27 protein-coding genes and 1 pseudogene are annotated in these 26,464 nt (G+C 63.7%); 19 read left to right on the top strand and 9 right to left on the bottom strand.

The genetic code is table 11. From position 1 onward, the window contains the following. The first annotated feature begins 1 nt into the window (after nt 1). The gene (locus tag ACT2B0_RS05220) at nt 2–1,204 is read left to right on the top strand and encodes a CaiB/BaiF CoA transferase family protein (RefSeq protein WP_473462151.1); all 1,203 of its coding nucleotides are present in this window, start codon (nt 2–4) and stop codon (nt 1,202–1,204) included. Between the two features lie 5 nt (nt 1,205–1,209). Here ACT2B0_RS05220 and ACT2B0_RS05225 read toward each other — a convergent pair whose 3' ends face one another. The 4 genes from ACT2B0_RS05225 to ACT2B0_RS05240 are packed head-to-tail and all read right to left on the bottom strand — an operon-like array spanning nt 1,210 to nt 5,453. Then, a complete protein-coding gene (locus ACT2B0_RS05225; protein ID WP_473462153.1) occupies nt 1,210–1,608 on the bottom strand; it encodes a lipocalin-like domain-containing protein in 399 nt (132 codons plus the stop codon). A gap of 10 nt (nt 1,609–1,618) precedes the next feature. Then, nucleotides 1,619–2,986, bottom strand: coding sequence for a hypothetical protein (locus tag ACT2B0_RS05230; protein ID WP_473462156.1), 1,368 nt, complete (start codon nt 2,984–2,986; stop codon nt 1,619–1,621). Nucleotides 2,987–3,012: 26 nt separating this feature from the next. Further along, the gene (locus ACT2B0_RS05235) at nt 3,013–4,293 is read right to left on the bottom strand and encodes an acetyl-CoA hydrolase/transferase family protein (protein ID WP_473462158.1); all 1,281 of its coding nucleotides are present in this window, start codon (nt 4,291–4,293) and stop codon (nt 3,013–3,015) included. Nucleotides 4,294–4,295: 2 nt separating this feature from the next. After that, the gene (locus ACT2B0_RS05240) at nt 4,296–5,453 is read right to left on the bottom strand and encodes a CaiB/BaiF CoA transferase family protein (RefSeq protein ID WP_473462161.1); all 1,158 of its coding nucleotides are present in this window, start codon (nt 5,451–5,453) and stop codon (nt 4,296–4,298) included. 155 nt (nt 5,454–5,608) lie between these two features. On the opposite strand from ACT2B0_RS05240, the gene ACT2B0_RS05245 reads away from it, so the two are divergent. From ACT2B0_RS05245 to ACT2B0_RS05305, 13 genes are all read left to right on the top strand, one after another. After that, nucleotides 5,609–6,115 carry a MaoC family dehydratase gene (locus ACT2B0_RS05245; RefSeq protein WP_473462162.1) on the top strand — a complete coding sequence of 169 codons (507 nt, stop codon included), beginning with the start codon at nt 5,609–5,611 and terminating at the stop codon, nt 6,113–6,115. 11 nt (nt 6,116–6,126) lie between these two features. Continuing rightward, nucleotides 6,127–7,302 carry an acyl-CoA dehydrogenase family protein gene (locus tag ACT2B0_RS05250; protein WP_473462165.1) on the top strand — a complete coding sequence of 392 codons (1,176 nt, stop codon included), beginning with the start codon at nt 6,127–6,129 and terminating at the stop codon, nt 7,300–7,302. Between the two features lie 4 nt (nt 7,303–7,306). Then, the gene (locus tag ACT2B0_RS05255) at nt 7,307–8,431 is read left to right on the top strand and encodes an acyl-CoA dehydrogenase family protein (RefSeq protein ID WP_473462167.1); all 1,125 of its coding nucleotides are present in this window, start codon (nt 7,307–7,309) and stop codon (nt 8,429–8,431) included. A 15-nt stretch (nt 8,432–8,446) separates the two neighbouring features. Next, complete coding sequence (locus tag ACT2B0_RS05260; protein WP_473462170.1) at nt 8,447–9,598, top strand: acyl-CoA dehydrogenase family protein; 1,152 nt, start codon at nt 8,447–8,449, stop codon at nt 9,596–9,598. Between the two features lie 12 nt (nt 9,599–9,610). After that, nucleotides 9,611–10,465 carry a MaoC/PaaZ C-terminal domain-containing protein gene (locus tag ACT2B0_RS05265; protein WP_473462171.1) on the top strand — a complete coding sequence of 285 codons (855 nt, stop codon included), beginning with the start codon at nt 9,611–9,613 and terminating at the stop codon, nt 10,463–10,465. 23 nt (nt 10,466–10,488) lie between these two features. Next, entirely contained in the window at nt 10,489–11,403 is a 915-nt protein-coding gene (locus tag ACT2B0_RS05270) for an SDR family oxidoreductase (RefSeq protein WP_473462172.1), read from the top strand. Nucleotides 11,404–11,413: 10 nt separating this feature from the next. Continuing rightward, complete coding sequence (locus tag ACT2B0_RS05275; protein ID WP_473462175.1) at nt 11,414–12,214, top strand: enoyl-CoA hydratase/isomerase family protein; 801 nt, start codon at nt 11,414–11,416, stop codon at nt 12,212–12,214. A 3-nt stretch (nt 12,215–12,217) separates the two neighbouring features. Further along, entirely contained in the window at nt 12,218–13,018 is an 801-nt protein-coding gene (locus tag ACT2B0_RS05280; protein WP_348488719.1) for an SDR family oxidoreductase, read from the top strand. Nucleotides 13,019–13,089: 71 nt separating this feature from the next. Next, nucleotides 13,090–13,893 (top strand): IclR family transcriptional regulator, encoded by an 804-nt coding sequence (locus ACT2B0_RS05285; RefSeq protein ID WP_348488721.1) that lies wholly within the window; start codon nt 13,090–13,092, stop codon nt 13,891–13,893. A gap of 118 nt (nt 13,894–14,011) precedes the next feature. Beyond that, nucleotides 14,012–14,497 carry a type 2 periplasmic-binding domain-containing protein gene (locus ACT2B0_RS05290; RefSeq protein WP_473462177.1) on the top strand — a complete coding sequence of 162 codons (486 nt, stop codon included), beginning with the start codon at nt 14,012–14,014 and terminating at the stop codon, nt 14,495–14,497. After that, nucleotides 14,449–14,916 (top strand): TRAP transporter small permease, encoded by a 468-nt coding sequence (locus ACT2B0_RS05295; protein WP_473465795.1) that lies wholly within the window; start codon nt 14,449–14,451, stop codon nt 14,914–14,916. The genes ACT2B0_RS05290 and ACT2B0_RS05295 overlap by 49 nt, the downstream gene beginning before the upstream one ends. A 5-nt stretch (nt 14,917–14,921) precedes the next feature. Beyond that, nucleotides 14,922–16,265, top strand: coding sequence for a TRAP transporter large permease (locus ACT2B0_RS05300; protein WP_473462181.1), 1,344 nt, complete (start codon nt 14,922–14,924; stop codon nt 16,263–16,265). A gap of 47 nt (nt 16,266–16,312) precedes the next feature. Then, complete coding sequence (locus ACT2B0_RS05305) at nt 16,313–16,780, top strand: MaoC family dehydratase (RefSeq protein ID WP_473462183.1); 468 nt, start codon at nt 16,313–16,315, stop codon at nt 16,778–16,780. A 22-nt stretch (nt 16,781–16,802) separates the two neighbouring features. Here the strand turns inward: ACT2B0_RS05305 and ACT2B0_RS05310 are convergent, their stop codons facing one another. From ACT2B0_RS05310 to ACT2B0_RS05330, 5 genes are all read right to left on the bottom strand, one after another. Beyond that, nucleotides 16,803–18,335 (bottom strand): class I adenylate-forming enzyme family protein, encoded by a 1,533-nt coding sequence (locus ACT2B0_RS05310; RefSeq protein WP_473462185.1) that lies wholly within the window; start codon nt 18,333–18,335, stop codon nt 16,803–16,805. 87 nt (nt 18,336–18,422) lie between these two features. Next, nucleotides 18,423–19,418, bottom strand: a complete 996-nt coding sequence (locus ACT2B0_RS05315; protein ID WP_348488727.1) for a TRAP transporter substrate-binding protein — start codon at nt 19,416–19,418, stop codon at nt 18,423–18,425. Continuing rightward, the gene (locus tag ACT2B0_RS05320) at nt 19,415–20,437 is read right to left on the bottom strand and encodes a TRAP transporter substrate-binding protein (protein WP_473462188.1); all 1,023 of its coding nucleotides are present in this window, start codon (nt 20,435–20,437) and stop codon (nt 19,415–19,417) included. The genes ACT2B0_RS05315 and ACT2B0_RS05320 overlap by 4 nt, the downstream gene beginning before the upstream one ends. Before the next feature lie 25 nt (nt 20,438–20,462). Further along, the gene (locus tag ACT2B0_RS05325; protein WP_473462191.1) at nt 20,463–21,752 is read right to left on the bottom strand and encodes a TRAP transporter large permease; all 1,290 of its coding nucleotides are present in this window, start codon (nt 21,750–21,752) and stop codon (nt 20,463–20,465) included. Further along, a complete protein-coding gene (locus ACT2B0_RS05330; protein WP_473462193.1) occupies nt 21,752–22,303 on the bottom strand; it encodes a TRAP transporter small permease subunit in 552 nt (183 codons plus the stop codon). Before ACT2B0_RS05330 ends, ACT2B0_RS05325 begins: the two co-directional genes overlap by 1 nt. Before the next feature lie 413 nt (nt 22,304–22,716). On the opposite strand from ACT2B0_RS05330, the gene ACT2B0_RS05335 reads away from it, so the two are divergent. The 5 genes and pseudogenes from ACT2B0_RS05335 to ACT2B0_RS05355 all read left to right on the top strand — a co-directional run bounded on the left by ACT2B0_RS05335 (nt 22,717) and on the right by ACT2B0_RS05355 (nt 26,464). Beyond that, nucleotides 22,717–22,869, top strand: coding sequence for a hypothetical protein (locus tag ACT2B0_RS05335; RefSeq protein WP_481658457.1), 153 nt, complete (start codon nt 22,717–22,719; stop codon nt 22,867–22,869). A gap of 131 nt (nt 22,870–23,000) precedes the next feature. After that, nucleotides 23,001–23,243 (top strand): hypothetical protein, encoded by a 243-nt coding sequence (locus tag ACT2B0_RS05340; RefSeq protein WP_473462197.1) that lies wholly within the window; start codon nt 23,001–23,003, stop codon nt 23,241–23,243. 212 nt (nt 23,244–23,455) lie between these two features. Then, nucleotides 23,456–23,596 (top strand): annotated as a pseudogene (locus ACT2B0_RS05345) (IS481 family transposase); the annotation flags it as partial. A gap of 184 nt (nt 23,597–23,780) precedes the next feature. Then, entirely contained in the window at nt 23,781–24,539 is a 759-nt protein-coding gene (locus ACT2B0_RS05350) for a restriction endonuclease (RefSeq protein ID WP_348393728.1), read from the top strand. 374 nt (nt 24,540–24,913) lie between these two features. Beyond that, nucleotides 24,914–26,464 carry a Fic family protein gene (locus ACT2B0_RS05355; RefSeq protein WP_473462199.1) on the top strand — a complete coding sequence of 517 codons (1,551 nt, stop codon included), beginning with the start codon at nt 24,914–24,916 and terminating at the stop codon, nt 26,462–26,464.

Consider the following 26,464-nt stretch of genomic DNA (forward strand, 5'->3'; position numbering starts at 1 on the left):
GATGGCTGGAGTGCTGGACGGTGTGCGCGTGGTCGATCTGTCGACGGTGATTCTCGGCCCCTGGGCCACGCAGCAACTGGGTGACATGGGCGCCGACGTGATCAAGGTGGAGACGCCGAGCGGCGACACGACCCGGGAGATCGGCGAAGCGCGCAATCCGGGCATGGCCTCGTTTTTTCTGGGCACCAATCGCAACAAGCGCTCGGTGGTCATCGACATCCGCAGGCCGCAGGGGCGCGAGGCGTTGTTCCGGCTGGTGGGAACGGCCGATGTTCTGGTCCACAATATGCGCCCGAGCATCGCCGCCAAGCTCGGCATGGACGAGGCGGCGTTCGCCACGGCCTATCCGCGCCTGATCTTCGTCAAGACCTATGGTTTCCGCGGCGACGGGCCGCTGGCCAACAAGCCGGCCTATGACGACGTGATCCAGGCGGCGAGCGGCATCGCCGACCTGCAGCGGGTGACGTCGGAAGGCGGAGAGCCGCGTTACGTTCCCTCGATCATGGCAGACAAGATCAGCTCGTTTTACGTCGTCTCGGCGGTGCTGGGAGCGCTGTTTCATCGCGAGCGGACCGGTGAGGGCCAGGTGATCGAGGTTCCGATGTTCGAATCGCTGGTTGATTTCCTCATGGTCGAGCACGTCAACGGCGCCGCCTTCGACCCGCCGCTGGGGCCGATGGGGTATGCCCGGCTGTTAAACAAGATGCGCCGGCCCTATCGCACCAAGGACGGCTTTATGGCGGTGCTGCCCTATTCGACCCAGAATTGGCAGGACATGTTCCGCATCGCGGGCCGCGAAGATCTCAAGGACGATCCTCGTTTCGTCGACCTGGCAACGCGCACCCGCCATTCCGAGGAGATCTACGGGGTCTTGGCAGAGATCGTCGCCAACCGCACGTGCGAAGAGTGGCAGCGCGACCTCGATGCCGCCGCAATCCCCGTGCAGCGGGTCAACAGCAAGGAAGATCTGCTCAACGACGAACAACTCGCCGCCACCGGCTTCTGGCACTTGGTCGATCACCCGAGTGAAGGGCGCATCCGCATGACCGATCCGCCGGTACGTTTCTCCAAGACTCCGAACGCCATCCACCGGCCGCAGCCGCGGCTCGGCCAGCACAGCCGGGAATTGCTGGCCGAAGCCGGCTATACGCGGGCCGAGATAGACCGGCTGATCGCTGAGGGCGTTTCCGGCGAGCCGGGGTAAGGCGCTCAAATGGGCGGGTGCCGTCGCCACAACAATTCGTGGACATAGACACTGCCCGAGCGTGACGTCTCGGGGGCGGTGCTGAGAGCCAGCGCGTCGCCCTCCATGCGCATGCGGCGCACCAGCGGACGCCCGATCCAGTGCGCAGCCGAGGCGAAGCGCACGTGATGGGTGATCTCGTCGTCGACGACCGTCCAGCTGCCGGCATAGGACAGAAAACTGTCGGTGGTCGGCCCGTCCCGGGAGACGGCGAAATCGGCGCGCATCAGGAAGGCGCTCATTTCCCCGTCCTGACCGTAAAGCAGTTGTCCCAGGGCGTCCTCGCCCATCGGGTAGCCGTCGGGCACGCCGTTTTTGAGCGAATGCCAGCGGTGCAGGTGCCAGGTACCGGTCGGGTCGGTCATCGGTGTCTCCTCAGCTGATGACGAAAAGGACGCCGGTCGCCGCAAGACCGATCCACAAGGTGTAGGGCCCGTTCCAGGACAGGCCGATCCTGATGGGAGGACGGCTGATGCAGCGCGCCATGATGCGGATCGTGGCGCCGAGCGGCGACATTCCGCTTGCCATGCACCAGGCGACGGTGGCGGCTAGGGCGAGCGCCGGCGCCGGCAGGTCGACGCCCGGCAGGTTGACCACGATTTCCAGACAGGCGGCGACCGAAACGATCGGGTTCAGCCCGAACGGCGCGGCGGCCGCCAGAAGCCACAGCATGGGGACCAGAAGCATCGCCCCGGCAAGATGATGATCCCCGATCAGGGCGGCGAGCGCGACCGTGTCGACCTGGCGCGGCAACAGGACGGCGATGAAACCCGCCGACGTCAGAATGGCCACCTCCGAGCGCAGCGTCGCCAGTTCGGGAAGAACCTGCCTTTGCAGCACGCGCGCCCAGAGCCGCGGCACGGTCACAAGGCCGGCGCCGCGCTTTTGCATGGCCAGCCATGCCAGACCAAAACAGGGTACCACGCACAAAAGGCCTGCGATCGGCCGCAGTCCGGATACCGCCGTGAGACCGCTCGCGACCAAGAGCATGCCAATGGTCAGCATCACCAGAGGCACCAGCTTGGCGAGCGTGGAAGCGAGCGTGTGCGCGAAGGCTCCCGGCGGACGTATCGGATGATCCAGCCGGTCGATCAGCCAACCGAGTCCCATGAAAGCGATTGCCGTGGCAGCGCCCTGGGCTGCAAGGTCGTGCCATTGGAAGTCGGGAATCGTGGTGACGACGACCTGCACGGTGATGGAGGTGGGCAGCCACAGCGTGCCGGCAGCGAAGCCGCGCACGATGGCGACGCTCATCCGCTGCAGGCGGATTTCGGCAACCCGTGCATCCCTTGCACCTTCGGTGGCCGCGCGCGTCACCGTACCGAGCAAGGTGACGGCGCCGAGATTCATCAGCAGCGCGAAAAAATGGCTGCCGAGCGTCAGCATCAGATAGCGGCGCCCGGGCGGCTGCTCGACGAGAACGCGACCGGTCTCCCGCACCATGCGCGATCGTTGCGCGGCTGCCCGCAACAGGTCCATCGACAGGATGAACCATGTGAAGAAGGCGGCGCGGCCGACGGCCTTGACCAGGATATCCCCATCCAGCGTGCCGTTGGCCCAGCTCAGGGCGGCGAGGAGCAGGGCGGCGGCGGCGGTAACCTGTGCCACCAGCGCCATTTTCGAGAATTCCAGCAGCAGCCAGACCAGCATGGCCGTACCGATGAAAGGGGCGAGGGCCGGCTGCGGGGCGATTTCGTTGGACAGGGCATAGGCAAAGATGAACGCCAGGAGCAGCGCGCGCATTGCGCCCGCAATCCGTTGCTGGAAGATCAAGCCGGAGGTCCCTCCACCCGTGCCGCCCGTTCAAGCGCATCGCGAAACTCGGGCGCGGAAGTCGCGATCAATGCACGGGTGCGGGCGGCAAGGTCAAGCCCGCGCAGGTCGGCCAAGCCATGTTCGGTCACCACAATGTCTACATCATAGCGGGCCGTGGTGACCGTGCGGTCGATCCGGGCAACGATCCGAGACCGCCTTGCCTCGCCACGCCCGGCGGTCGCCGGAAGAGCAATGACGGAGAGCCCGTTCGGCGCAGCTGTCGCGGCCTGCATGAAGTCGGGTTGCCCGCCGATGGCGCCGACATAATGAGGCCCGGCCTGCTCGGCATTGACCTGACCGAAAAGGTCCACTTCCAGCGCGGAATTGATGGCGACCAGATTGTCGAGGGCGCTGAGCGCTCTCGCGCCATGGGTGTAGTCGGCGCCGCACAGCATGAAGCCGGGATTATCGGCAACATACCTGGTAACCTTGTCACCGCCCAGGACAACGGTCCCCACACCGATACCTGGGAGAAGGGGTTTGCGTGCATTGGTGAGCGCGCCACACGATGCAAGATCGGCAATGCCGTCGGTCACGAGGCCTGAGTGAAGGCCGAGATCGCGGTGATGGCGCAGCCCGCCCAGTACGGCAGAGGGGATTGCGCCCACTCCGATCTGGAGCGTTGCCCCTTCGGGAATGCGAGGAGTGAGCCGGTCGGCAATGGCTTCCTCTGTTGCGCCGGGCAGCGGGGCGGAGAATCCGGGCAGGGGAATCCGGCTTTCGATGGCAACCGCAATTCGATTGAGGTCCAAAGGGCGGTCCATGCGCACCCATGGCACGGCCGGATTGATCTCAGCAATCACCGCGCGGGCATGTTTCATAGCCACCGGCAGAATATCGCTGCACCAGCCAAGCGAATGAGACCCGTCCGGACCAGGCGGGCTGAGTTGCACCAGGACGATATCCGGCCGGAATCGCGCTGTAGTGATGAGACCGGGAAGTGCGGAATAGCGGCAGGGGAGGAGTTGCAGCCTGCCGGCACGAGCGAGCGCGCGCACGCTGCCCAGCGCGCCGTAGCTCACCGGCGAGATGAAGTCGGTGTGGATTTCCGCGATCCCGTCGCTCAACTGCAGGCCCAGAAGCGCCCGGGTCGGCCCGATCCGGTGGCGGGCTGCGGTGTAGAGATCGACCAGGGCGCGTGGTTCGCCCATCGCCTGGCCCCAGGTGACCAGATCGTCTTCACGAATATGGTCGGCGAGGTCGAGCGCGGCGACGGGGATCGTGGCGAGCGGCATGGTCAGGCCGTTTCCGGCTGTTTGCCGAAAACGCCGGCGCTGTCCAGGTCGGCGATTTCGCTCGCCGCGAGGCCAAGGCGGGTCAGGATCGCGTCCCTGTCCTGGCCGAGGCCCGGTGCGGGACCGGTTTCGGCCACGGTTCTGCCGTCTGCAAAGGCGGGGAACGGCACCACCGGGCCTTGCGGCGTGTCGCGGCAAAGCTTGCGCGCACGCGCCTGCGGCGCAGCGCACGCCTCGGCATTGGTGACGCAGATCGCGGCCGGAACGTCGGCGGGGTCGAACAGGTCGATCCAGTGTTGCGCGGGATGTCGCGCGAACATCGCGTCGAGTTCGGCCATCAGGGCCTCGGCGTTGCGAGCGCGCGCGTCTTCCGTGGCGAAGCGCTGGTCGCCGAGTGCCGGCGCCACGTCGCGCGTGGCGGCGACCAGATTGTCCCAGAACTTGCGCTCGATCACCGTCAGCGCGAGCTGGCGACCGTCCGCGCACACGAAGAGATCGTTGGCCGGATAAAGATGGTCGACGGTGTCGGCGGGGGCGTCGTGACCAAAACGCAGCAGGCTGGAATAGAGCACGGCTTCGTAGAGGCTGATATCCAGCGTGCGTCCGCGCCCTTCGCGCAATGCTGCCAGTATCGCGATCGCGGCGAACGCGCCTCCGGCGATGTCGGCAATCGGCAGGGCGGCGCGGCCGGGCGGACGGCGCAATTGGCCGCGATAGGCCAGGCTGCCGCCCATCGCCAAATAGGCGAGGTCGTGGCCGGCCTTGGTCGCCGCGGGGCCGGTCTGCCCGAAACCGGACAGCGAGCAGTAGACGAGCGCCGGATTGAAGGCGTGCATCTGGTCGGGGCCAAAGCCCAGCCTGGCGGCCACACCCGGGCGGAACCCTTCGATGACGACGTCGGCGCGTGCGGCCAGGCGAGCAACAATGCCGGAGGCGCCGGGCGCCTTCATGTCCAGGACCATGCTCGACTTTCCCCGATTGGCACCCGCGAACATGGCGCTTTTCATATGGCGGGCATAGTCGCCGCCCGGCGGCTCGATCTTGATGATATCGGCTCCGAGATCGGCAAGGATCAGCGTTGTGAGCGGGCCGGGCAGCAACATCGAAAAGTCGATGACGGTGAGTCCCTCAAGCGGTTTCCAGCCGGTGTCTGCATTCATGTCTTGCGTCGTCTCCTGTCGTGCTGGCTTGCGCCGGCATTGGCGCGCAGCGCCCGGTTGATGCGATTTTCATCGGGTTTTTGGACGGTGCGATTTTTCCTTGCAATCACAATAGTTCTGATATTAGAAAATAATTCGCAAATACGCAAACATTGATGGGCCGGCCGAATGCCGATTGCCTGTCGCGACGCGGGGAAAATTTCATGGCCGGTTTGTGGTTTGAAGAGTTCGAAGAAGGGCAGGTTTTCGAGCATGCGCTGTCGCGCACGGTGACCGAGTACGACAACATGCAATTCTGCAACGCGACGCTGAACACCCAGCCGCTGCATATCGATTTTCACTTCGCCGCCGAGACCGAATACGGCCAGCCTCTGGTCAACTCGCTGTTCACGCTCGGCCTTGTTATCGGCATGACGGTGACGGAGACGACGCTGGGGACCACCGTCGGAAACCTAGCGATGACCGACATCAACTTTCCGCGGCCGGTATTTCACGGCGATACGATCAGGACGCGCACGACAATCACATCCAAGCGCGAAAGCAAGTCGCGTCCCAATGACGGCATCGTGGTGTTTTACCATGAAGGCCTCAATCAGCGCGGTGAGGTCGTCGCGACCTGTACGCGCACCGCGCTGATGCGCAAGCGCCCCGCGGCGGCATAGGGAGGGGCACTGTGGATCTGCAATTCAGTCCCGACGACCGGGCGTTTCAGGTCGAAGTCAGACAGTTCCTGGTCGACAATCTGCCCGCCAGTGTTCGCGAACGCTCCGAGCGCGGGCTCCATCCGGCCAAGAACGAGATCGTCGCCTGGCAGAAGAAGCTCTGGCGCAAGGGCTGGATCGCACCGAACTGGCCGAAGGAGTATGGCGGCACCGGCTGGTCGCTGACACGCAAATATATCTACAATCGGGAATATTTCCTTGCCGGTGCGCCGCAGGTGATTCCGTTTGGCATCGGCATGGTCGGACCGGTGATCTACACGTTTGGCTCGCCTGAGCAGAAGGCGCGCTATCTCGACGACATCCTTCAGTCGAACACCTGGTGGTGCCAAGGTTATTCGGAGCCGAATGCGGGCTCCGATCTCGCCAGCCTGAAGACCCGAGCGGTTCGCGACGGCGACCATTATGTGGTGACCGGCCAGAAGATCTGGACCAGTTTCGCCCATCTCGCCGACATGATCTTCTGTCTTGTGCGTACCGATCCGGCCGCCAAGCCGCAGGAAGGCATCAGCTTTCTGCTGATCGACATGCAAAGCCCCGGCATCGAGGTGCGACCGATCATCGGGCTCGACGGTGAGCACACGCTCAACGAGGTGTTCTTCGACGAGGTGCGGGTGCCGGTCGAGAACCGGGTCGGCGAGGAAAACAAGGGCTGGACTTACGCCAAATACCTGCTCGGACACGAGCGCAACATGGTCGCGCGCGTCGCCCGATCCCAATTCCAGCTCAACCGGCTGAAGCGGATCGCGGCCGACCAGGCCTGCGACGGCGGCGACATCCGTCGGCGCATCGCTCAGATCGAAACCGAACTGATGGCGCTTGAGGCGCTGGAGTTGAGATACCTGTCGCAGGAGATCGCCGGCGACATGCCGGGAGCGGGTCCCTCGCTGCTGAAGCTGCGGGGGGCGGAAATCGCCCAGGCAATCAAGACCCTGACCGTCGAGGTGCTCGGCCCTTACGGAGCCGTCTTCTTGACCGACGACGCCGCGCGAGGCCGCAATGACGGGCCGGTCGGGCCGGACTACGCGCACGGTGCGCTAGGCGATCATCTCTATCAGCGGGCGGCCACCATCTACGGCGGCTCCAACGAGATCCAGCGCAATATCATCGCCAAGCAGTTGCTGAGGTAGGTCCATGGATTTCCAACTCTCTGCCGAGCAAGCGATGCTGTGCGAAAGCGTGGAGCGTTTCGTTCAGGATCATTACGACTTTTCCGCACGCCGCGCGCTCGCAGACCAACCGCGGGGCTATAGCCGCGATCACTGGCGCGTCTTTGCCGAGATGGGTTGGCTGGCTTTGCCGATTGCCGAGAGAAACGGCGGGCTGGGTGGCAGCGTCGTCGACAGCGCTCTTCTGTCCCGGCATTTCGGCAAGGGGCTGGTGCTCGAACCCTTTCTCTCGTCCGTGCTCCTTGGCGCAAGGCTTATCGAGGAGATCGGCACGGAGGACCAGAAGGCGTGGCTCCTTTCCGACAGCGTCAGTGGTGAAGCCGTCATTGCCGTCGCCCATGGAGAACCGGGCTCGCGCCACGATCTGCGGCAGGTGTCGTTAAAGGCCGCCCGCGAGGGCGACGGCTACCGGCTGACCGGCAGGAAAACTGTCGTCACCCATGCTGCTAGCGCCGATCAGATTCTGGTCGTGGCTCGGACGGGGGGTGAAGCCGGCGATCTGGACGGGCTGTCGGTCTTTCTGGTCTCGCCCGACGCGCAGGGATTGCGCCGGCAGGATTTTCACCTCGCCGACGGGCAGCCGGCATCCGACCTGTGGCTGGACGACGTTGCCGGCGCGTTGCTTGGCGATGCCGAAGGCGCCGCCGCACCTGCGCTCGACAGGGTGTTCGACGAGGTGCTTTGCGCGGTCTGCGGCGATGCCGTGGGGGCGATGGAAGCCGTGCTCACGCTTACCCGCGACTATGTGGGGACCCGCCGTCAGTTCGGTCGCTCCATTGTCGAGAACCAGGTGGTCCAGCACCGTCTGGCCGACATGTTCGGTGCGCTTGAGGAAGCCTCTGCCCTCACCGAGATGACCGCTATGCGGCTTGCGGAAGGCGAGGAAGGAGTCGCCCGAACGGTGGCGGGAACGGCTGCCCGGGTGTTCGCGCTGATGCGATTCGTCGGCGAACAGGGAATTCAGCTCCATGGCGGCATCGGCATGACCGACGAGTACCCGGTCGGGCACTACTACAAGCGCCTGCTCACCATCGAGGCGCTGTTCGGCAGCGCGGCGCACCATCTTCAGCGCTTTGCCACGGCACTCTGAAAGGGCGAAAGAGGCATGAACGACGATCTCAAGGCGATCCGCGACGGCGTTCAGGCGGTGTGCGACCGTTTCGGCGACGCGTACTGGTTGGCGCGCGACGAGGATGGCGCATTCCCGCACGATTTCCATGCCGCTCTCGCCGAAGGCGGCTGGCTGGGCTTGACCATGCCCACCGAGCACGGCGGCGCCGGGCTGGGGGTCACTGAGGCAGCCATCATGATGCATACAATCGCCGGCGCGGGCGCGATGACAGCGGCCTCCACGGTTCATATCAACATGTTCGGGCCGCATCCGATCGTCGTCTACGGTACGCCCGAACAGAAAGCGCGCTGGATCCCGCCTCTGGTACGCGGGGAGCACAAGGTCAGTTTCGGCGTTACCGAGCCCAATGCCGGGCTCGATACCACCTCGATCACCACCTTCGCCGAAAGGGTCGAGGGTGGCTGGCGGGTCAAAGGCCGCAAGATCTGGAACACGACCGCCCAGGTTGCCGATCGCATCATGTTGCTGGCGCGCACACAAAAGCGCGACCAGGTTGCGCGCAAGACCGACGGCATCTCGCTGTTTTACACCGCCTTCGACCGCGAGCGGATCGAGGTGCGTCGTATCCCCAAGATGGGTCGCAAGGCGGTCGATTCGAACATGATCTTCTTCGACGACCTGTTCATCCCCGAGGACGACCTGATCGGAGAGGAAGGCAGGGGGTTTCATCAGATCCTCGATGCGATGAACCCCGAACGGATACTGATCGGCATCGAGGCTGTCGGCATCGGGCAGGATGCGCTGCGCCGTGCGTCGGGTTATGCGCTGGAGCGCCAGGTCTTCGGCCGTCCGATCGGACAGAACCAGGGAATCCAGCATCCGCTGGCGATTAACTGGATGGAACTGGAGGCCGCCTATCTGACGGCGATGAACGCGGCCGGTCTCTATGACAGCGGCCAACCCTGCGGGGCGGAGGCGAACGCCGCCAAATTTCTCGGCGCACGCGCCGGTTACGACGCGGCGTTGCAAGCCGTTCTGACCCATGGCGGCATGGGATACGCCAAGGAATATCACGTTGAGCGCCTGCTGCGCGAAGTGCTGATCACCCGAATTGCGCCAGTGAGCGAGCAACTGATTGCTTCCTTCATCGGCGAGCGCGTGCTCGGACTGCCGAAATCCTACTGACGGGAGGGCTTGATGAACGTCGACAAGGTTCTGAACTACCATTTCGAAGACATGCAGCCGGCATACACGGAACGCGACGTGATGCTTTACGCGCTTGGCGTCAATGTCGCGCTCGATCCTCTGAACGAAGCGGAGCTGCGCTACGTCTTCGAAGACGGTCTTGTCGCGCTGCCGTCTTACGCAATGGTGTTGGGGCATCCCGGCTTCTGGCTGCGCGATCCCGAACTGGAGATCGACTGGGTCAAGATTCTGCACGCCGAGCAGTTTCTGACCATGGCGCGGCCGCTCCCGCCCCGGGGGCAGGTGGCCGCCTCCTATCGCGTGACAGGGATCACCGACAAGGGACCCAAGAGGGGTTGTATCCTCTACTATGAGAAGACGCTGCGCGAGATCGAGGGCGGCGCGGAGATCGGTCGGGTGACGTCGGGCGTCTTCTGCCGCGGCGACGGCGGCACAGGCAACCACGGCAGCGTTCCGGAGGCGTTGCAGCCGCTTCCTCCAACCGAGCCGGACATGTCGGTGACCCGCAAGGCGGACCCGCGCTCGGCGCTGATCTACCGTTTGAGCGGCGACTACAATCCGATTCATGCCTCGCCGCCGGTGGCCGCCAAGGCCGGCTACGACCGCCCGATCCTGCATGGGCTGTGCACGATGGGTATCGCCGGCCAGCTTCTGTTCGAGGAGATGGCGGGTGGTGAGCCCGCACGGTTCGGCGGCTTTGCCTGCCGGTTCAGCCGTCCGGTTTTCCCTGGTGACACATTGCGTACCGACATCTGGAAGACCGGGGACGGCGCCCGCTTCCGGGTCACGGTCGAAGATCGCAACGAGGTGGTGCTCGACCGTGGGCAGGCCAGCCTCGTCGGCTGAGAAAAAACAGGGAGGACAGCGCCATGGGCGTACTGGACGGAAAAACGATCATCGTGACCGGCGCCGGCCGCGGTGTCGGCAAATATATCGCCCTGATGGCGGCGCGTGAGGGCGCCAATGTGGTCGTCAACGATCTGGGCGCCGGGGTCGGCGACCAGCAGGCCGATGGCGGCCCCGCGGAACAGGTCGTGCAGGAAATCCACTCTGCCGGTGGAAGCGCGGTCGCCGACACGCATTCGGTGGCCGACTGGGACCAGGCCCATACCATCGTGGAACGAGCGCTCGATACGTTCGGCGGACTGCACGGCGTGGTCAACAATGCGGGCCTCCTGCGCGACGGCATCTTTCACAAGATGAGCCGTGAGGACTGGGAAACCGTGATCCAGGTCCATTTGAACGGGTCGTTTTTCGTCTCACGCGCGGCGGCCCGGCATTTCAAGGAGAACGCCGGCGGCGCGTTCGTGCATATGACGTCGACATCGGGGCTGGTCGGCAATCTCGGCCAGGCGAACTACGCCGCCGCAAAAATGGGCATCGTCGGGCTGTCGCGCTCGATCTCCATCGACATGGCGCGCTTCAACGTGCGGTCGAACTGCATCGCGCCATGGGCATTCACCCGCATGACCGGCTCGATTCCCGAAGCCAACCCGCTTTACGCCGAGCGCATGAAGATGCTCGACAAGCTCAGTCACGGGCAGAAAGTGGCGCCGCTGGCCGTGGCGCTGCTGAGCGATGCCGCGCGCACGGTCACCGGCCAGATCGTCGGCGCGCGCGCCAACGAACTCTACCTGTTCAGCCAGCCGCGCCCGGTCCACACCATGCACGACGCCCAGGGATGGACCCCCTCGGCGATCCTGGAAAATGCGCTCCCGGCGATGGCGCGCGCGATGACGGCGGCGGATACTTCACCCAGCTATTTTTGCTGGGACCCGGTCTGAGGAGACGGACATGAGCGACCAACTGCTTGTCGACACTCAGGGCGGCATCACCTTCCTGACGATGAACCGGCCCAAAGCGATGAACGCGCTGTCGGTAGAGATGCGCATGGCCATCTACGACGCGCTCGACGAGGCCGCGGCCGATCCGCAGGTGCGCTGCGTGGTGTTGCGCGGCGCGGGCGGCAATTTCATGGCCGGCGGGGACGTGAAGAGCTTCGCCAGCGATTTTGCGCCGCTTGTGCCGGAAAAGCGGCGCGCTACGTTCGAGCGGCGGGTCCATGCGGTCAATCCTGTCATGGTGCGGATGAGTCGGATGCCGAAGCCGGTCATCGCCTCCGTGGCGGGAGCGGCCGCCGGCGCGGGCATGTCCTTTGTGGCGGCCTGCGATCTCGCCATCGCCGCCAGCGATGCGATTTTCCGGTTAAGCTACAGCGCCATCGGTGCCACGCCTGACGCGGGCGGCAGCTATTTCCTGCCGCGGCTGGCCGGGACGCGCCGGGCAATGGAACTGGCGCTGCTGGGCGACAGGATCGACGCGGCCACGGCCGAACGCTACGACCTCGTCAATTTCGTCGTACCTCCCGAGCGCCTCGAGGCCGAGACGCTGGCGCTTGCAGAGCGGCTGGCTAACGGGCCGACCGTCGCCTATGGCTGCATCAAGGAACAGATCAACGCTTCGCACAGCAACAGCCTGGAAGAGCAGCTGGTGCTGGAGGCGAGGAATTTCGGCCGCTGCGCGGCTAGCGACGACTGGGTGGAAGGGGTCACGGCCTTCGCGTCAAAGCGCAAACCTGTCTTCAGGGGGCGCTAGCGGATGTTTGATTTCAGCAACAAATCGGTACTGGTTGCGGGTGGCACCAGCGGAATCAATCTCGGTATCGCGGAAAGCTTCGCCGCCGCCGGCGCAGGAGTCTTCGTGTTTTCGCGCGATTCCGCCAAGGTCGACCGGGCGGTGGACCGGCTGCGATCGCACGGGGCGCAGGCCGATGGCTGCGTCGCCGATGTGCGCGAATACGGAGCCGTCGAGACCGCGGTGGCGCGCGCGGTCGCGGCGCACGGTCCGCTCGACGTCGTCATCTCCGGTGCTGCGGGAAATTTCCCTTGCCTGATGAAGAACATGTCATCGAACGCCTTTCGCGCGGTCATGGAAATCGACGTCCTGGGAACCCATCATGTGATGCATGCCTGCTATCGGCATCTGAACAAGCCGGGCGCCTCGCTGATCAACATCTCGTCGGGCCATTCCGGCACCGCGCTCGTCGGGCAGGGTCATGTCTGTGCGGCCAAGGCAGGGGTCGATCAGATCACCCGCACGCTGGCGCTCGAATGGGGCCCGGAAGGTATTCGCGTGAATTCGGTCCTGCCGGGCCCTATCGAAGGGTCGGGCGGCATGGCCAAGCTGTTCCCGACCGAGGCATTGATGGAGGCGCGGCTCAAGGCGGTTCCCCTGCGCCGGCTCGGTCGCGCGCAGGAGATCGGCGATCTGTGTCTCTTCCTTTGTTCCGAGATGGCCGGCTACATCACCGGCGCCACGATTGCCTGCGACGGCGGCAGCGGGCTCAACCTGCAGCCGACCCGGTATGAGGACTATCTTGCCCAGGCAGCGCGTCCGTGACAGAGGTGATTCCACGAATTGACAATGTTACGGATTTTCGGATAGGATTTCCGATATGGGAAATACACCCGATGAGTGACTCTGAGGACATGGCAAGCAAGACGGGGGCACGCAGCGACGGGCCAATGGTTCTGCCGCGTGCCTTTGCGCTTTTGCGTCTGCTGGCGGAGTTTCCGGACGGGCGTAACCTTTCCGCTATCTCGGCCAGTCTCGACGTTCCCAAGAGTTCGCTGTCGTCGACCTTGAAGGCGCTTACGGAGCAGGGATTCCTCGACCGCAAGGGAACGCTCTATTTTCTGGGTTCGGAAGCCTATGCGCTCGCCTCGACGATCCTGGCGCGGCGTAGCATTCGCCAGATTGCCCGCCCGTTCTTGGAAAAGACACTGGCGGAAACGGGCGAGACGGTGCTGCTGGCCGAGTTGGAGCCGGACAAGAAATACTCGGCCTATATCGATTTCGTGGAATCCGAGCAGTCGGTGCGGTTCGCCGTCGCGATCGGCACCCGGCGACCGCTCTATGCATCGGCCGCGGGCAAAGTGTTTCTGGCTTTCATGAACGAGGCCGAACGCGAGGCCTATTTCGCCTCGGTCGATCTCGATCAGCTGACCGAACGCACGATCTGCGACCGGGCGAAGCTGGAGGCCGATCTGAAGAACGTCCGCACGCGCGGCATCGCGATCACGATCGGCGAATACTCGGCCGACGCGGCCGGATTCGCCGCGCCGGTGCGCAATTCGGATGGCGCGGTGATTGGAGCGGTAAGCATCGGCGTTCCGGTGTCGCGCGGCCGGAGGGAACGGGACAGATACATCAAGGCGGCGGTGGAAGCCGGCGCCGCGATCTCCAAGGTGATGGGGTATAGCCGGGAGGGCTAAATCGTTCGAATTGCTGGCAGTCGAAAATGCGTCCTTGGCGGGATGCATAACGGCTTCGTGCGGCCATTCGATGTCTGCAAAACATAGACCGAAATCCGTTCAAGGGAGGAAGTACGACATGCATTCAAACATGCTCAAGGCGCTTGGCGGCGCGGCATTGATGATGGCGGCGCTTGCGTGGCCCGCAAAGGCGGAAACGACGTTGTCGTTTTCAGACAACAGCGCCAACCGAGGCAGTCGCGCGGAAGCGATGAACTGGTTCGCCGACGAACTGGCCAAGCGGACCAATGGCGAACTCAAGCTGGAGATCCATTGGGGTCAGGCGCTGTTGAAAGGTCCCGCGGTGGTCAAGGGAGTGGGCGATGGTGTCGCCGACATGGGGCTGGTCATCGCAGTCTACAATCCGGCGCTGAATCCGGTCATGCTGCTGGCCGACCTACCGCTGGAGAACAACGATCCCTGGGCCGCGACAGCTGAATGGCTGCCCCCGAACGTGAGGCAGTGTCCCGACCCGGGGCACTGCACGTCATCGAGCGCGGGGCGCTTGTGTTGGCGATGGCGTGCATCCTGGCAATCTGCGCGCTTGTCGTCACCGGCGTCATAACCCGCGCCATTTTCAACTGGTCGCTACCGGATATGGAAATCGTGGTGCGCAACTTGATGATCGGCGCGGTCATCCTGCCGCTGGCCTATGTCTCGGCGCAGAAGGCCCATATCGCGGTGGACGTCTTTGTGGCGCTGCTGCCGGATCGCTACTTGCCGGCTATCAGCCTGCTCGGGTCGGTCGTCGGATTTCTCGTGCTGGTTCCGATCACCTATGGCGGCTGGCTGGCCTTTCATGCGGCCTGGACGGAAGGCGCCTACTCTTTCGGGACCTACAACCTTCCCGAATGGCCGGTGCGGCTGACCTTCTGGCTGGGATATCTCATCTTCGCCATTCGGCTGGCCGTGATGGTGGCTGGCGACTTCCTGTCCGTCTTGCGCGGTGGCGCCATGGACGGCGCATCGCGCAACGAAGGGTAGACGATATGGACCCCGTTACGATCGGCATGATCGGCTTCGCCCTGGCGATGCTACTCATCGCGCTTCGCGTTCCGGTTGGATTCGCGCTGGCCGGTTTGGCCGTCGTCTGCACGTTCCTCTTCTACGGTTACAAGTTCGGCGACGAGTTCCAGGCGATGCGCGCCGTACGGCCGACCATGTCGCTGATTTCGTCGAATGTCTTCCAGTTTCTGCATTCCTATGAACTCAGCATGGTGCCGATGTTCATCGCGCTCGGCCATATCGCATTTCACGCGCGCATCACGACCGAAATCTATTACGCGGTCCGGGTCTGGCTTTCGCGCGTATCGGGCGGTCTGGCGATGGCATCGGTACTGGGATGCGGCGGGTTTTCCGCCATCACCGGTTCCTCCGTTGCCTGTGCGGCCGCCATGGGCCGCATCTGCATCCCCGAAATGCGCCGCTACGGCTACTCCATGCAACTGGCCAGTTCGACGGTGGCGATGGGCGGCACACTGGGCGCGCTGATCCCTCCCTCGGTCCTGTTCATTCTCTATGGCCTGTTCACCGAGCAATCCGTCAACAAGCTCTTTCTGGCCGGCGTGTTGCCGGGACTGCTGTCGTTGCTGGGCATGATCGTCGTGATCTTCATCTGGACGCGCTTTCGTCCGCAGGATGCGCCGGTGCCCGAACAGGAATTCTCGACAGGCGAGCGCTGGATGGCCTTGTTGCGGGCCTGGCCGGCCTGCGCGCTGTTCACGCTCATCATCGGCGGTATTTATGGCGGCATCTTTACCGCCACCGAGGCTGCGGCCGTCAGCCTGACATTCGCTATCGTCTATGGGGTGCTCTCGCGCAAGCTCAGCTGGGACGCCTTCGTCAGCTCGCTGAAGGAAACGGCGGTGCAGACCGCCGCGATCTTTTTCATATCGGCCGGCGCCAAGATGTTTGTCGCCTTTGTCTCGCTGACCGGGCTTACGCGCGAAGTCGTCGCCCTGACCGAATTTTACATGATGTCGGACTGGAGCGTGTTGCTGATCATCGTGTTGCTGTATCTCGTGATGGGCATGTTCCTCGACCCGCTTGGCATCATGCTTTTGACGCTGCCCTTCGTCATTCCGCTGGTCGAGGGAATGGGGCTGGACCTGATCTGGTTCGGCGTGGTCGTCATCAAGCTGCTTGAGATCGGGTTGATCACGCCGCCGGTCGGCATGAACGTCTTCATCATCAATTCGGTGGTTGGCCGGGCCGCGCCCGTGCATACGATCTTCAGGGGGGTAATCAACTTTCTGACGATCGACATTGTCGTCTTCGCGCTGATCTTCCTGTTTCCGGTGATCTCGCTGCTGCTGCCCAACACGCAATGGTGAACGGGCGCGTCTTGGCGGGGACGGAGACAGGGCAAAGGGGAGTGAGGTTGCAGACCCAAAGCTCGGCCACGATACTGACGAGCGGCCTGCACTGGCAGGAGATGGCGGTGGGCGCGCGGTTCCTCACCGGCGGACGCACGATCCTGACCTCGGAGATCCGCGCCTTCGTCAACCTCGCCGGCATGATCGAGCCGCTGTTCACGAATCGGGATCGCGCCCAGGACGACGCGCTGCATGGCGACGTATGTCCGGGCGCCTATGTGTTGTCGGTTGCCGAAGGGCTGGTACTGAACGCTACAGTGCGCGACACCGGCCTTGCGCTGCTTTCGCTCGACAGCCGGTTTCGCGCGCCGACCCGTGCCGGCGATACGATCGCGGTCGAGATCGAAGTCACGGCCTGCCGCGGCGAAAGCAACGGTTCTCGCGGCATCGTCACGACACGCAATACGGTGCGCAAGACGAATGGCGTCGTCGTGCTCGATTACGATGTGACGCGCATGGTCGCCGGACGATAGAAGGCGCCCGGCAGGCTCGGCCTCAATCTGCGCCCGGCGCGGCGACGCGCTCGCGCAACGTCGTCTTCAGCACCTTGCCGTAGCTGTTCTTCGGCAATTTTTCCACGAAGACATAATGCTTCGGCTTCTTAAACGAGGCGATCCGGCCGCGGCACCAGGCATCGAGTTCGTCCCTGCCGCAGAGGCGCTCGTCGCGCAGTACGACAAAGGCCATCACGTCCTCGCCCCACTCGATGCTGGGAACGCCGATCACCGAAACCTCGAAAACCGCCTCGTGCGCCAGCAGCGCTTCCTCGACCTCGCGCGGATATATATTGCTGCCGCCCGAAATGATCACGTCCTTGGAGCGATCCGTCAGGGTCACAAACCCGTCCTCATCAACGGTGCCGAGATCGCCGGTTCTCAACCAGCCGTCGACCAGCGTCGCGGCGGTGGCCTCCTCATTGCGCCAGTAACCCTTCATCACCGTTTCTCCGGCGACGGCGATTTCGCCGACCTCGCCCGTCGGCAGGTCGACCATCGCCTCGTCGACGATGCGGACCGACACGTTGGCATGGGCGAAGCCGACCGATGCGCGACGGCGCTCGGCATTGGGATGGGTGACGTCGGCCACCAGGTCGCGTGGCAGGACGGTGATCGTCATCGGACTTTCGCCCTGGCCGTAGATCTGCACGAATCTGGGCCCGTAGAGGGCGAGCGCCTGATTGATGTCGGCGGCGTACATCGGCCCGCCGCCATAGATGATGGTCCTGATGCCGTCGCCGCGATAGCCGCTGGCCTCGGAGTCGGCGATGAGCCGTTTGACCATGGTCGGCGCGGCGAAAAACACCAGTTCGCCGAGATTTTGGCCAAGCGCGCGGATCTCGGCTGGCGCGAAGCCTCGCGAGGGCGGGATCACATGACAGGCACCCGCGCGTATGAATTGCAGATGGTAAAGGCCGGCGCCATGCGACATCGGCGCGGCGTAGAGTGCGTTATCGCTGCCGTGCACGGTGTCGACATCGAGCGCGTAGCATAACGCCATGGCGGCCAGATTGCCGTGCGTGAGCATGACGCCCTTCGGCCTCCCGGTCGTGCCGGAAGTATAGAACAGCCACGCGACCTCGTCCCCAGCAACGTCGGCCGGAGCTGTTACGGCGCCGTTCGGGGCGCCGGAAAACGCCAGGATGTTCGTGATATCCCGAAGCCCGATTTCGGGACAGCCGATCTCGGCCGGGTCTAAGCTTTCCCCAGTTTCCGTCAGCACCAGTCCGGCGGCGGAATCGGCGAGGATCCACGCGACCTCACGCGGGTGAAGCTTGAAGTTGATTGGCACGGCGATCGCGCCGAGCCAGAAGATCGCCTGGAGGAGAGGGATGTATTCCACGCAGTTGGCGCAGAATATCGCAACCCGGTCGCCACGCTTGATGGCGTGGCGCTCGCGGAGGTAACCGGCGAGCGCGCAGGTGCCGTGCACGAACTGCGCATAGGTCGCGACCTGTTCGGTTCCCAGGCGGATGGCCGGCGCGTTGGGCCGCGCCAGCGCGGTTTGATGGAGCCATCTGGCAATGTTCATCTCAGTGTCGGCCCCTTCCTTCGGCAATGTCTCACTTGTGCCAAGCCTACGGCGTTTGCCGGCGCGGCGCGATCCGGCCGCTCAGACCTAACGCAGCGCTTCCTGAAAAGCCTCGAAGGTCCGAGCGCCCGCGAGGCCGCGCTTGTCCATGTCGACGACCCATGTTTCGGCAACCGACGCGCTCTTTCGGCGTATGTCGGCCTTGTCGGCGGACAGGTCGGCGATTGCCGTGCCCTGAGCGGCGATCTCCTCGAAGTCTGAGGCCGTGCTGTCGTCGGCGAACCGACAGATATGCCGGGTGGTTTCCTCGCCGGCCCTGGTCATGACGGCGCGCACGTTCTCGGGTAGGCGCTGCCAGCGCTCTTCGGAAATCATCACGCTCAGCACCGCGGTGCCGAAATTCTCGCCGCGCGTGACCGATTTGGCCAGACCGGCCACGTCGTAGGCGAGCGCGCTGGCGGTCGGAAAGACCATGCCGTCCACCGTGCCGCGCGCCAGGGCGTCGTAGAGTTCCGGCGCGGTAATGCGCACCGGCACGGCGCCGAGCGCCTCGGAGATCGCGTCCTGGCCGGGACTGCTGGTGCGCAGCTTGCGGCCCTTGAGATCGGCCACTGAGCCGAGCGGCTCGCGCAGGAATATCTGGTAGGGCGGCATGACGACGGCGAAAAGCACGCGCACGCCGGCGCGCCTGTAGTCGCTCTCTGCCAGGAACCCGTCACCGGTCGCCAGTTGCCAGTAGGCGAGGGTCCCTTCGCAGGAGGTGGCGAACTGGCCGGGTAGTTCGGCCACCGAACTCAGCGGCAGCTTGTCCGAAACATAGGACGGTACGACGTAGGCTATGTCGACGGTCTGCGTCTGCACCAGGCCGAGCATGTCCTTGGCCTTGCCGAGCTGCTGGGCCGGGTAGTGCTCGAAATCCACCGCGCCGTCGGTTTCTTCCTCGACTAGCTTCATCCAGTATTTGCTGGCCTGCTCCGTGAAGAAATGGTCGGCGGGCAGGGAGTCTGCAAAGCGCAGCGTCTCGGCTGCCGCGCCGGTGGCGAACAATGCGGCGCATGCCGCGGCGATCGTGGCTATTCTCATTGCATTGCGTCCTTGAATGCTTCCAGGACCTTGCTGCCGGCGAGACCGCGCCCGTCCTGTTGTTGTGCCCAGTCCCTGGCGATCCTGTCCGAGATCGCGTCGATGCGGGCCCGGTCGTCCTGCGACAGGGCCAGTTGCGAAACGCCTGCTTGTTCCAGTTCGGCGATCACGCCGGCCGTGTTCGCGGCGATGGTGGCGCAGGCCTGCTCGGTGATCTCGCTGCCCGCCTGTTCAAGCCAGCCACGTTCCTGCGCCGACAGATCCTGCCAGCGCGCCTCGGTCATGGCGTAGGTGATGGTGAAGCCACCTAGATTCTGGTCGTAGGTGGCGCTCTTGGCGATTGTATGCAGGTCATAAGGCGGCAGCGAGGTCAGCGGGATCAGCAGACCGTCGATGGTTCCGCGCGAGAACGCCTCGTAGAGTTCGGTCGCGGTCGTGTGGATCGGTGCCGCGCCCAGTTCGTTCACGAACTGGTCCTTGGTGCCGCCGGAGGTTCTGATTTTCGTGCCGGCTATGTCGTCAAGCCCCTCGATCGGATCTGCCGTGACGAGTTGGTTGGGCGGCAGCATGGTCGCGAACAGAATGCGGATGCCGAGCTGCTTCAACTCGGCATCGTGCAGCGCGGCACCTGGCCGGCTGACGGCCCAGAACGCCCTGGTGCCCACGCAAGGATCCGAATAGCCGAGCGGCAACTCTCCGACGGCGGCAAGCGGCAACTTGTCGGATATATAGGACGGGGCCACATAGGCGACGTCGGCGACCTGGCCGTTGATCAGTTCGAGCATTTCCTTGGCCTTGCCGAGTTGCTGGGCCGGATAGTATTCGAAGCCCAGCCTGCCGTCGGACAGTTCGCTCACCCGGTCCATGAAGGGCTGTGTCGCGGCCGTGTAGACATAATGACCGCTCGGAAAACTGTCGGCCACGCGCAGCGTCGTTTCCTGCGCGAGCGCCGGCGCCGCGAGGCCCGCGCCGAGCGCGGCCAGCAAGAACCGCGCGCCATGAAATGCGTTGGGTGTCACCTTGTTCTCCTCCTGCCTGTGTTGATCACCGTTGCATGGTCGCCGGAAGCCACAGCGTGAGTGCGGGCACCAGCACCAGAATGGCGATGATGACGACATGCGCGAGGACATGCGGCAGCACGCCCTGAAATACCTCGCCGATGGAGCGCTCCGTATAACGGGCGACGATGAAGGCGTTGAGGCCGATCGGCGGTGTGACCAGTCCGACCTCTGCGGTCACGACCATGATGACGCCGAACCAGATCGGGTCGTAGCCGAGCGCGGTGATGATCGGCAGCAGGATCGGCACGGTCAGAACGATGATCGCCGCCTGATCCATGAAGGCTCCGAGCACCAGCAGGCCGGCCAGAATGATGGCCAGCACGGTCAGCGGCGACACCGGCAGCGCGGCGACCCAGGCCACGAGGTTCTGCGTGACCTGGGTAAGGACGATGAAGTAGCCGAAGACATGCGCGCCCAGAATGATCATCAGGATCATGCAGGTCGAGCGGATCGCGTTGGAGATCGCCGCGGCGATCGCGCGCGCCTCGAATTTGCGTTCCCAGCACACCAGCACGAAGGCGCCGGTCGCGCCGATGGCGGACGCCTCCGTGGGGGTGACGACACCGGTATAGATCAGCCCTGTGACCGCGGCGAACAGGACCACCAGCGGCAGGACCGGCGGCAGTGACGCAAGTTTCTCACGCATGGAGTAGGCGCGGGCGTTGGGGGCGCTCTCGGGATTGATCGTCACCAGCACAAACACAGTCAGCGCGATAACGATGGTGACGAGAATGCCCGGCACAATGCCGGCCATCAGCAGCTTGCCGATCGAGACGTCGGCGACGATGCCGTAGAGGATCAGCGCGATGCTGGGCGGGATAAGCATGGCCAGCGTGCCGGAGATCGCCACTACGCCGCAGGCCAGCTTGGGCTCATAGCCTTGGCGCAGCATGCCTGGCACGGTGGTGCTGGCCAGCGTGGCGGCCGAGGCCGTGCTCGAGCCGGAGATCGCCGCGAAGCCGGCGCCGGCCAGGGTGGTGGCGATGCCGAGTCCGCCCGGCAGGCGCCCGACCCAGGTCGCGGCGCTGGCGAACAGGCGCATCGCGGCGCCGCTCAGGATGACCAGTTCGGCCATGAACAGAAACATCGGGATGGTGATCAACTCGTAGCCGGTGGCCGCCGAGGCGGGACTGGAGGCCAGAATGCCGGCCATCATCGGCCAGCCGCCCTTCAGCCACAGGCCGACGGTGCCGGCGCCGAGCAGCGCGAAGGCGACCGGCGTCCCGAGCGCCAGCAGGACGAGCAGCAGGACGGTGACAGCGCCCGCCAGCATTACAGGTCACCGTTGCGGCCGGCCAGCGGCGGCAGCGCGATGACATCGTGGCCGGCAAGGGCCGAGAGCAGGTGTCCGATGGTGCGATGGGCAAGCCTCAGCCCGGTCAGCCCCAATCCCAGCGTCACCATCGCGCCGGCGATCCAGGTCGGCCACAGAAGCGAACCGACGATGGCTTCGTCGTTGCTATAGGCCTCGACGGCGCGCTCGGCCACGGCCCTCGTCATGATGGCGAAGGCAAACAGCGCGAGCGCGTATCCGCCGACCAGCGATGCGTGACGCATGCGCGCGGACATGCGGTTGTGAAGGATGTCGACGCTGATATGGCCGTCCACGCGCAGCGTGTTCGACAGCCCGAGATAGAAGACTCCGGTCAGGAGATAGAGCGAGATCAGGTCGTAGGACCAGGTGAGCGGCGCGTTGACGGCGTAGCGCAGCGCCGCATCGGTCGTGGCGACCAGGGTCATGACGACGAGCAGCGCACCCGCACCGGCCATCGCCGCGGTCTCGAGTGCGGCCAGCGGGCCCGCGACACGCTTTGCAAACGCCATGGTTCCTCCCCTCCCAACGAACTTCGCGCCCCGCACGCCGCCCCCCCCCTTCCGGATTTCGGAAGATCGAATGTGCCGGACAGCTCCTCAATCAGATAAATTCGTATAAAGGCACAATGTTCGTATATTTGAATATATGATCGCATTATATTCGCGTCAATGACAAATATTTCCGGGACCGGGTGCAGGCGCTCATTGTCCGAGATGGCTGTGCGCCGCGCTGTCACACGCTTGGGCGTCGCTCTTGGCGGGGCTTCGTGGACAAAGGGTGTCCATGGTTTGACAGAGGCGAGCGCGACCAAGCCAGGCCACGATCCCGCGGGGTGTCGTGGCGGGTGAGCGAAGTGCTCCTGAAGCGCCGCATGCAGCACGGCGGAATTCCGGTGCCGAGGCGGTGCTTCGAAAACAGCGCCATGACGAAGTCCGACAGGAACGGCAATCGGCTGGTTTCGAAAGCCGCCATCCGCGACCGGATCGACGGTGCCAGCGGCCGCGCTTATGGCAATCCAGCGGGCATCAATGGGCGAAGTGAGCGGGACGTTCTATCGCCGGCCTATGGCCGCTGATCCGAGATGGCATTCGTTCGGGTGAGTTTGAATGAATGCAGGGGGCAGTCATTAGATGCGCCGTCTCCGCCGGCGACCGTGGTCCATGCTCGTGCGGGTCGTTGGCTGTCTTGGGCCGTCGCGGACAATACATGCGGCTAGATAGCCGTCGTTCGCTCGATACCCTCGTGGGTCTTGGCTTCAAGTTCTGCGAGCTCTCCGCCGAAGGTGGCGGCGGATTCGGCGATCCGTGCGAGCGGGCGCCCGACCGGGTGCTGCGCGACGTGATGGACGAACTGCTGAGCCGGGAGGCCGCCGAGACGATCTACGGGATGAAGATCGACGAAGGCCGGATCGACAGCGCCGCCACGCAGCGGTTGCGGACGGCGCTGTAACGGGCGCGACCAGCAGCCACGATCCTTGGAAGGCCGGGCTCGGGAAGCCGGAAGCGGGCATGACCGCCCTGGAGCATCCGCGCCAAACCAGCGATTTCAGGATGGCTATCGGCCGGTCCCGCGCTGCGAAAGCCGGTTGGCAGGCATGTCTTGAGGAAGAGCCGTCACCCATGCCTTGTGTGCGTTCTGTAACCCGTGTCTCCGGGGCGTACAGGCTCGGCATCAAGGACGTCGACGACGGCATTTGGCTCGTCAGCTTCATGCACTATGATCTGGGATATATCGACCTGGAGCAGAAAACACTGCAGACCATCGACAACCCGTTCGGCTCGAGATTGTCACCCATGTCTTAGGTACAATCTGTTACCCATGTCTCCGGGTCGTACCATTAAATTTTGGTAGCGGAGGACCGCTACCGCCAATCCCCACACCTGCCGGAAATACGCTACAGGCTCCGATTGTTCTCTCGGCTGATGGCGGCATAGGATGGCATCATCGCCGGGGCTCGGTGGCATGCGCTTGGGGGAGGCGAACAAGATGAAGGATGTGTGGGAGGACTGGAGACTTTACGAGCTCTTGGTCGCCCGGTTGATGGCGGACCAACTGTCGACGGAGCTTTGCGTGACTCCAAATGCTTCGATCCTGGGTGCCATCACGGGTGTCAGGCGACAGATCGACGTTCTGATCGAAGCGCGACATGACACCGACAACACTCGGCGGATCATTGTCGACGCGAAACGGCGGAAGCGTAAGATCGACGTAAAGGACGTCGAGACCTTCCGGGGTATGATGGAAGACGTAGGTGCCACCCATGGGTATCTCGTATGTCCTTACGGACATACAGCAGCGGCGGAGAAGCGAGCCCAGACTGCCGTGAGCATCCGCTTGTTGCCGCTTGACCGTCTTGAGGATTTCGATCCGAGAACTTGGCCACGATGTTCGCGTCCCAAGTGCAAGAACGGACGCGTTTTTTGGGACGGCTATCCGGAAGTCTCGCTTGGCCTTCTCACGCTCGACGGTATCGGAGCCCGGACGCGACACGCGTTCGTCCATAACGTTGGCAAGTGCGATCGATGCGGGGTCTTTCACGTGTCCTGTGCGACCTGCCATCAAATTCTCTGCATTCCCGAAGACAACGAAACCGACATAGGCCATCAGTGCGAGTGCGGATTGCCCTGGTTCTGGCTTGCTTCGATCGAAGAGGATGAGCGGGGGGCGCGGTCAGCCGAACTTCATCTCGTTATAGGTACCGGCGAGGTCCGGACGGTGAACCGACGATCTCTATCAACAGCGTGATTGCGCACGATGTGGTGTGACGCTCGGACGGCAAATACGTCAGCTTTCCAGAAGGTGCAGCGAGAGGTTTTGTCCGATATTCGCGGCGTGATGCTGATGCTGAATATCGGGTGTTGCAGCGAGCAACCCCGTCGAGGCGTGACTGTGAAATAGCGTGCAATATTCCGAGTTCGCAGTGATCGGCTTCCAAATAGGACCCATCACTGTTGTGTGTCAGGTAGGGGTTTTGTCATGCGGTCGTTTGTACGGCAGATAGATAGCGCCTTCTGTGAAGGGGATTCACAAAACGCATACGGTGTGATAGATTTTCACGGAGGGTGAAGGAAATGCACAGCATGGCCTCGACCCGGTGAAACCATTTCGCAGAGGATGTAATGGGTGAATGGCCCTCGCAAACGGTGACGCATTTTCGCGGCCGACCCTTGCCAGAGGCTGGTGTGCCCGTCGGATATGCCGCACTGATGGAGCGCTATGGCCTCATCCTGCCGCTTCCGCCCCGCCTCTCTGCGATTGCCGTGCGCCACCACCCAGTATCGAACGAAATCTGGCTTATGCAGACGCCCCGGCATCAACCGGATGCGAGCCTTGCCAGCCAGCTCACCTATGCCCTCAGGTACGAGGGAATCGACCTTGCTGTCCTATGGCAGCTCTTTTCGATAATCGATGGTCGCGAGCTTGAGGCATTCGTGCGCGAAACGCCAACGGGCACATTTGCACGCCGCACATGGTTCCTCTTTGAATGGTTGACGGGCCGGAGGCTTGACCTGCCGGACGCTGGAAAAGTTCGCTTAGCTCCGGTCGTGGACCCGCAGTTGCAATTCGCGCTCTCGAAGGGTGAACCCTCGCCCCGGCACAAGGTGGCGAATAACCTTCCGGGAACGGCAGCCTTCTGCCCCCTCGTGCGTCGGACGCCGGCGATGATCGCATTTGAAGGCAAGGCACTCGCGCAGCGCGCACACGAGGCGATCGGTAGGATTCGGCCGGATCTTGTTGCACGGGCCGCGGCATTCATGCTGCTCAATGATTCAAAATCATCCTTTGAGATCGAGGGCGAGCGGCCGTCGGGGAACAGGACGGCTCGCTGGGGACAGGCGATCGCGCAGGCTGGGAGCCGGGAGTTGACGGTCGCGGAGCTTGATCGTCTCCAGCGGATCGTCATTGGTGATGCTCGCTTCGTGCGCCTGGGGCTGCGCCAAGAGGGTGGCTTTGTCGGCGTACACGACCGGGAAAGCAACATACCGATACCCGAGCATATCAGCGCTCGGCACGAGGATATTCACTCGCTGTTGGAGGGGCTGATTCAGTTCGCCCGCTCGTCGGCGGAAGGTGGATTGGACCCGGTCGTGGCCGCAGCGAGCCTTGCCTTCGGCTTCGTCTACATCCATCCCTATGTAGATGGGAACGGACGGCTCCATCGCTGGCTTGTCCACCATGCATTGGCGGCCGCCCACTTTAATCCGCCCGGATTGGTCTTCCCCGTCAGCGCGGCAATCCTGCGACAGCTCGACCGCTACCGTACTGTGCTGGAATCCTATTCTCAGGCCTTGCTACCGCTCATCGACTGGCGGCCAACGCCGGACGGCAACGTCGAGGTCCTTAACGATACTTCAGCTTATTACCGCTATTTCGATGCGACAGCCCATGCTGAGTTTCTCAACGGCTGCGTCGAACAAACCATCGAGCAGGACCTGCCTTCCGAAGTCCATTTCCTTGAGGCCTTCGACAAGTTCTCGAAGGACGTCCAGGAGATTGTCGATATGCCGATGGCGAAGGTCGAGCTGCTCCAGAAGTTCTTGGCACAGGGAAACGGCAAGCTGTCCCAACGTGGGCGGAACAAGGAATTCGCGGCCCTAGAAGAGGCCGAGGTCACGCAGGCCGAGCGTGCGTTTGCGGCCGCCTTTGGTGCGCCGCGGGAGGAGGGGTAA

The organism is Nitratireductor sp. J20-h4 (assembly GCF_056780505.1).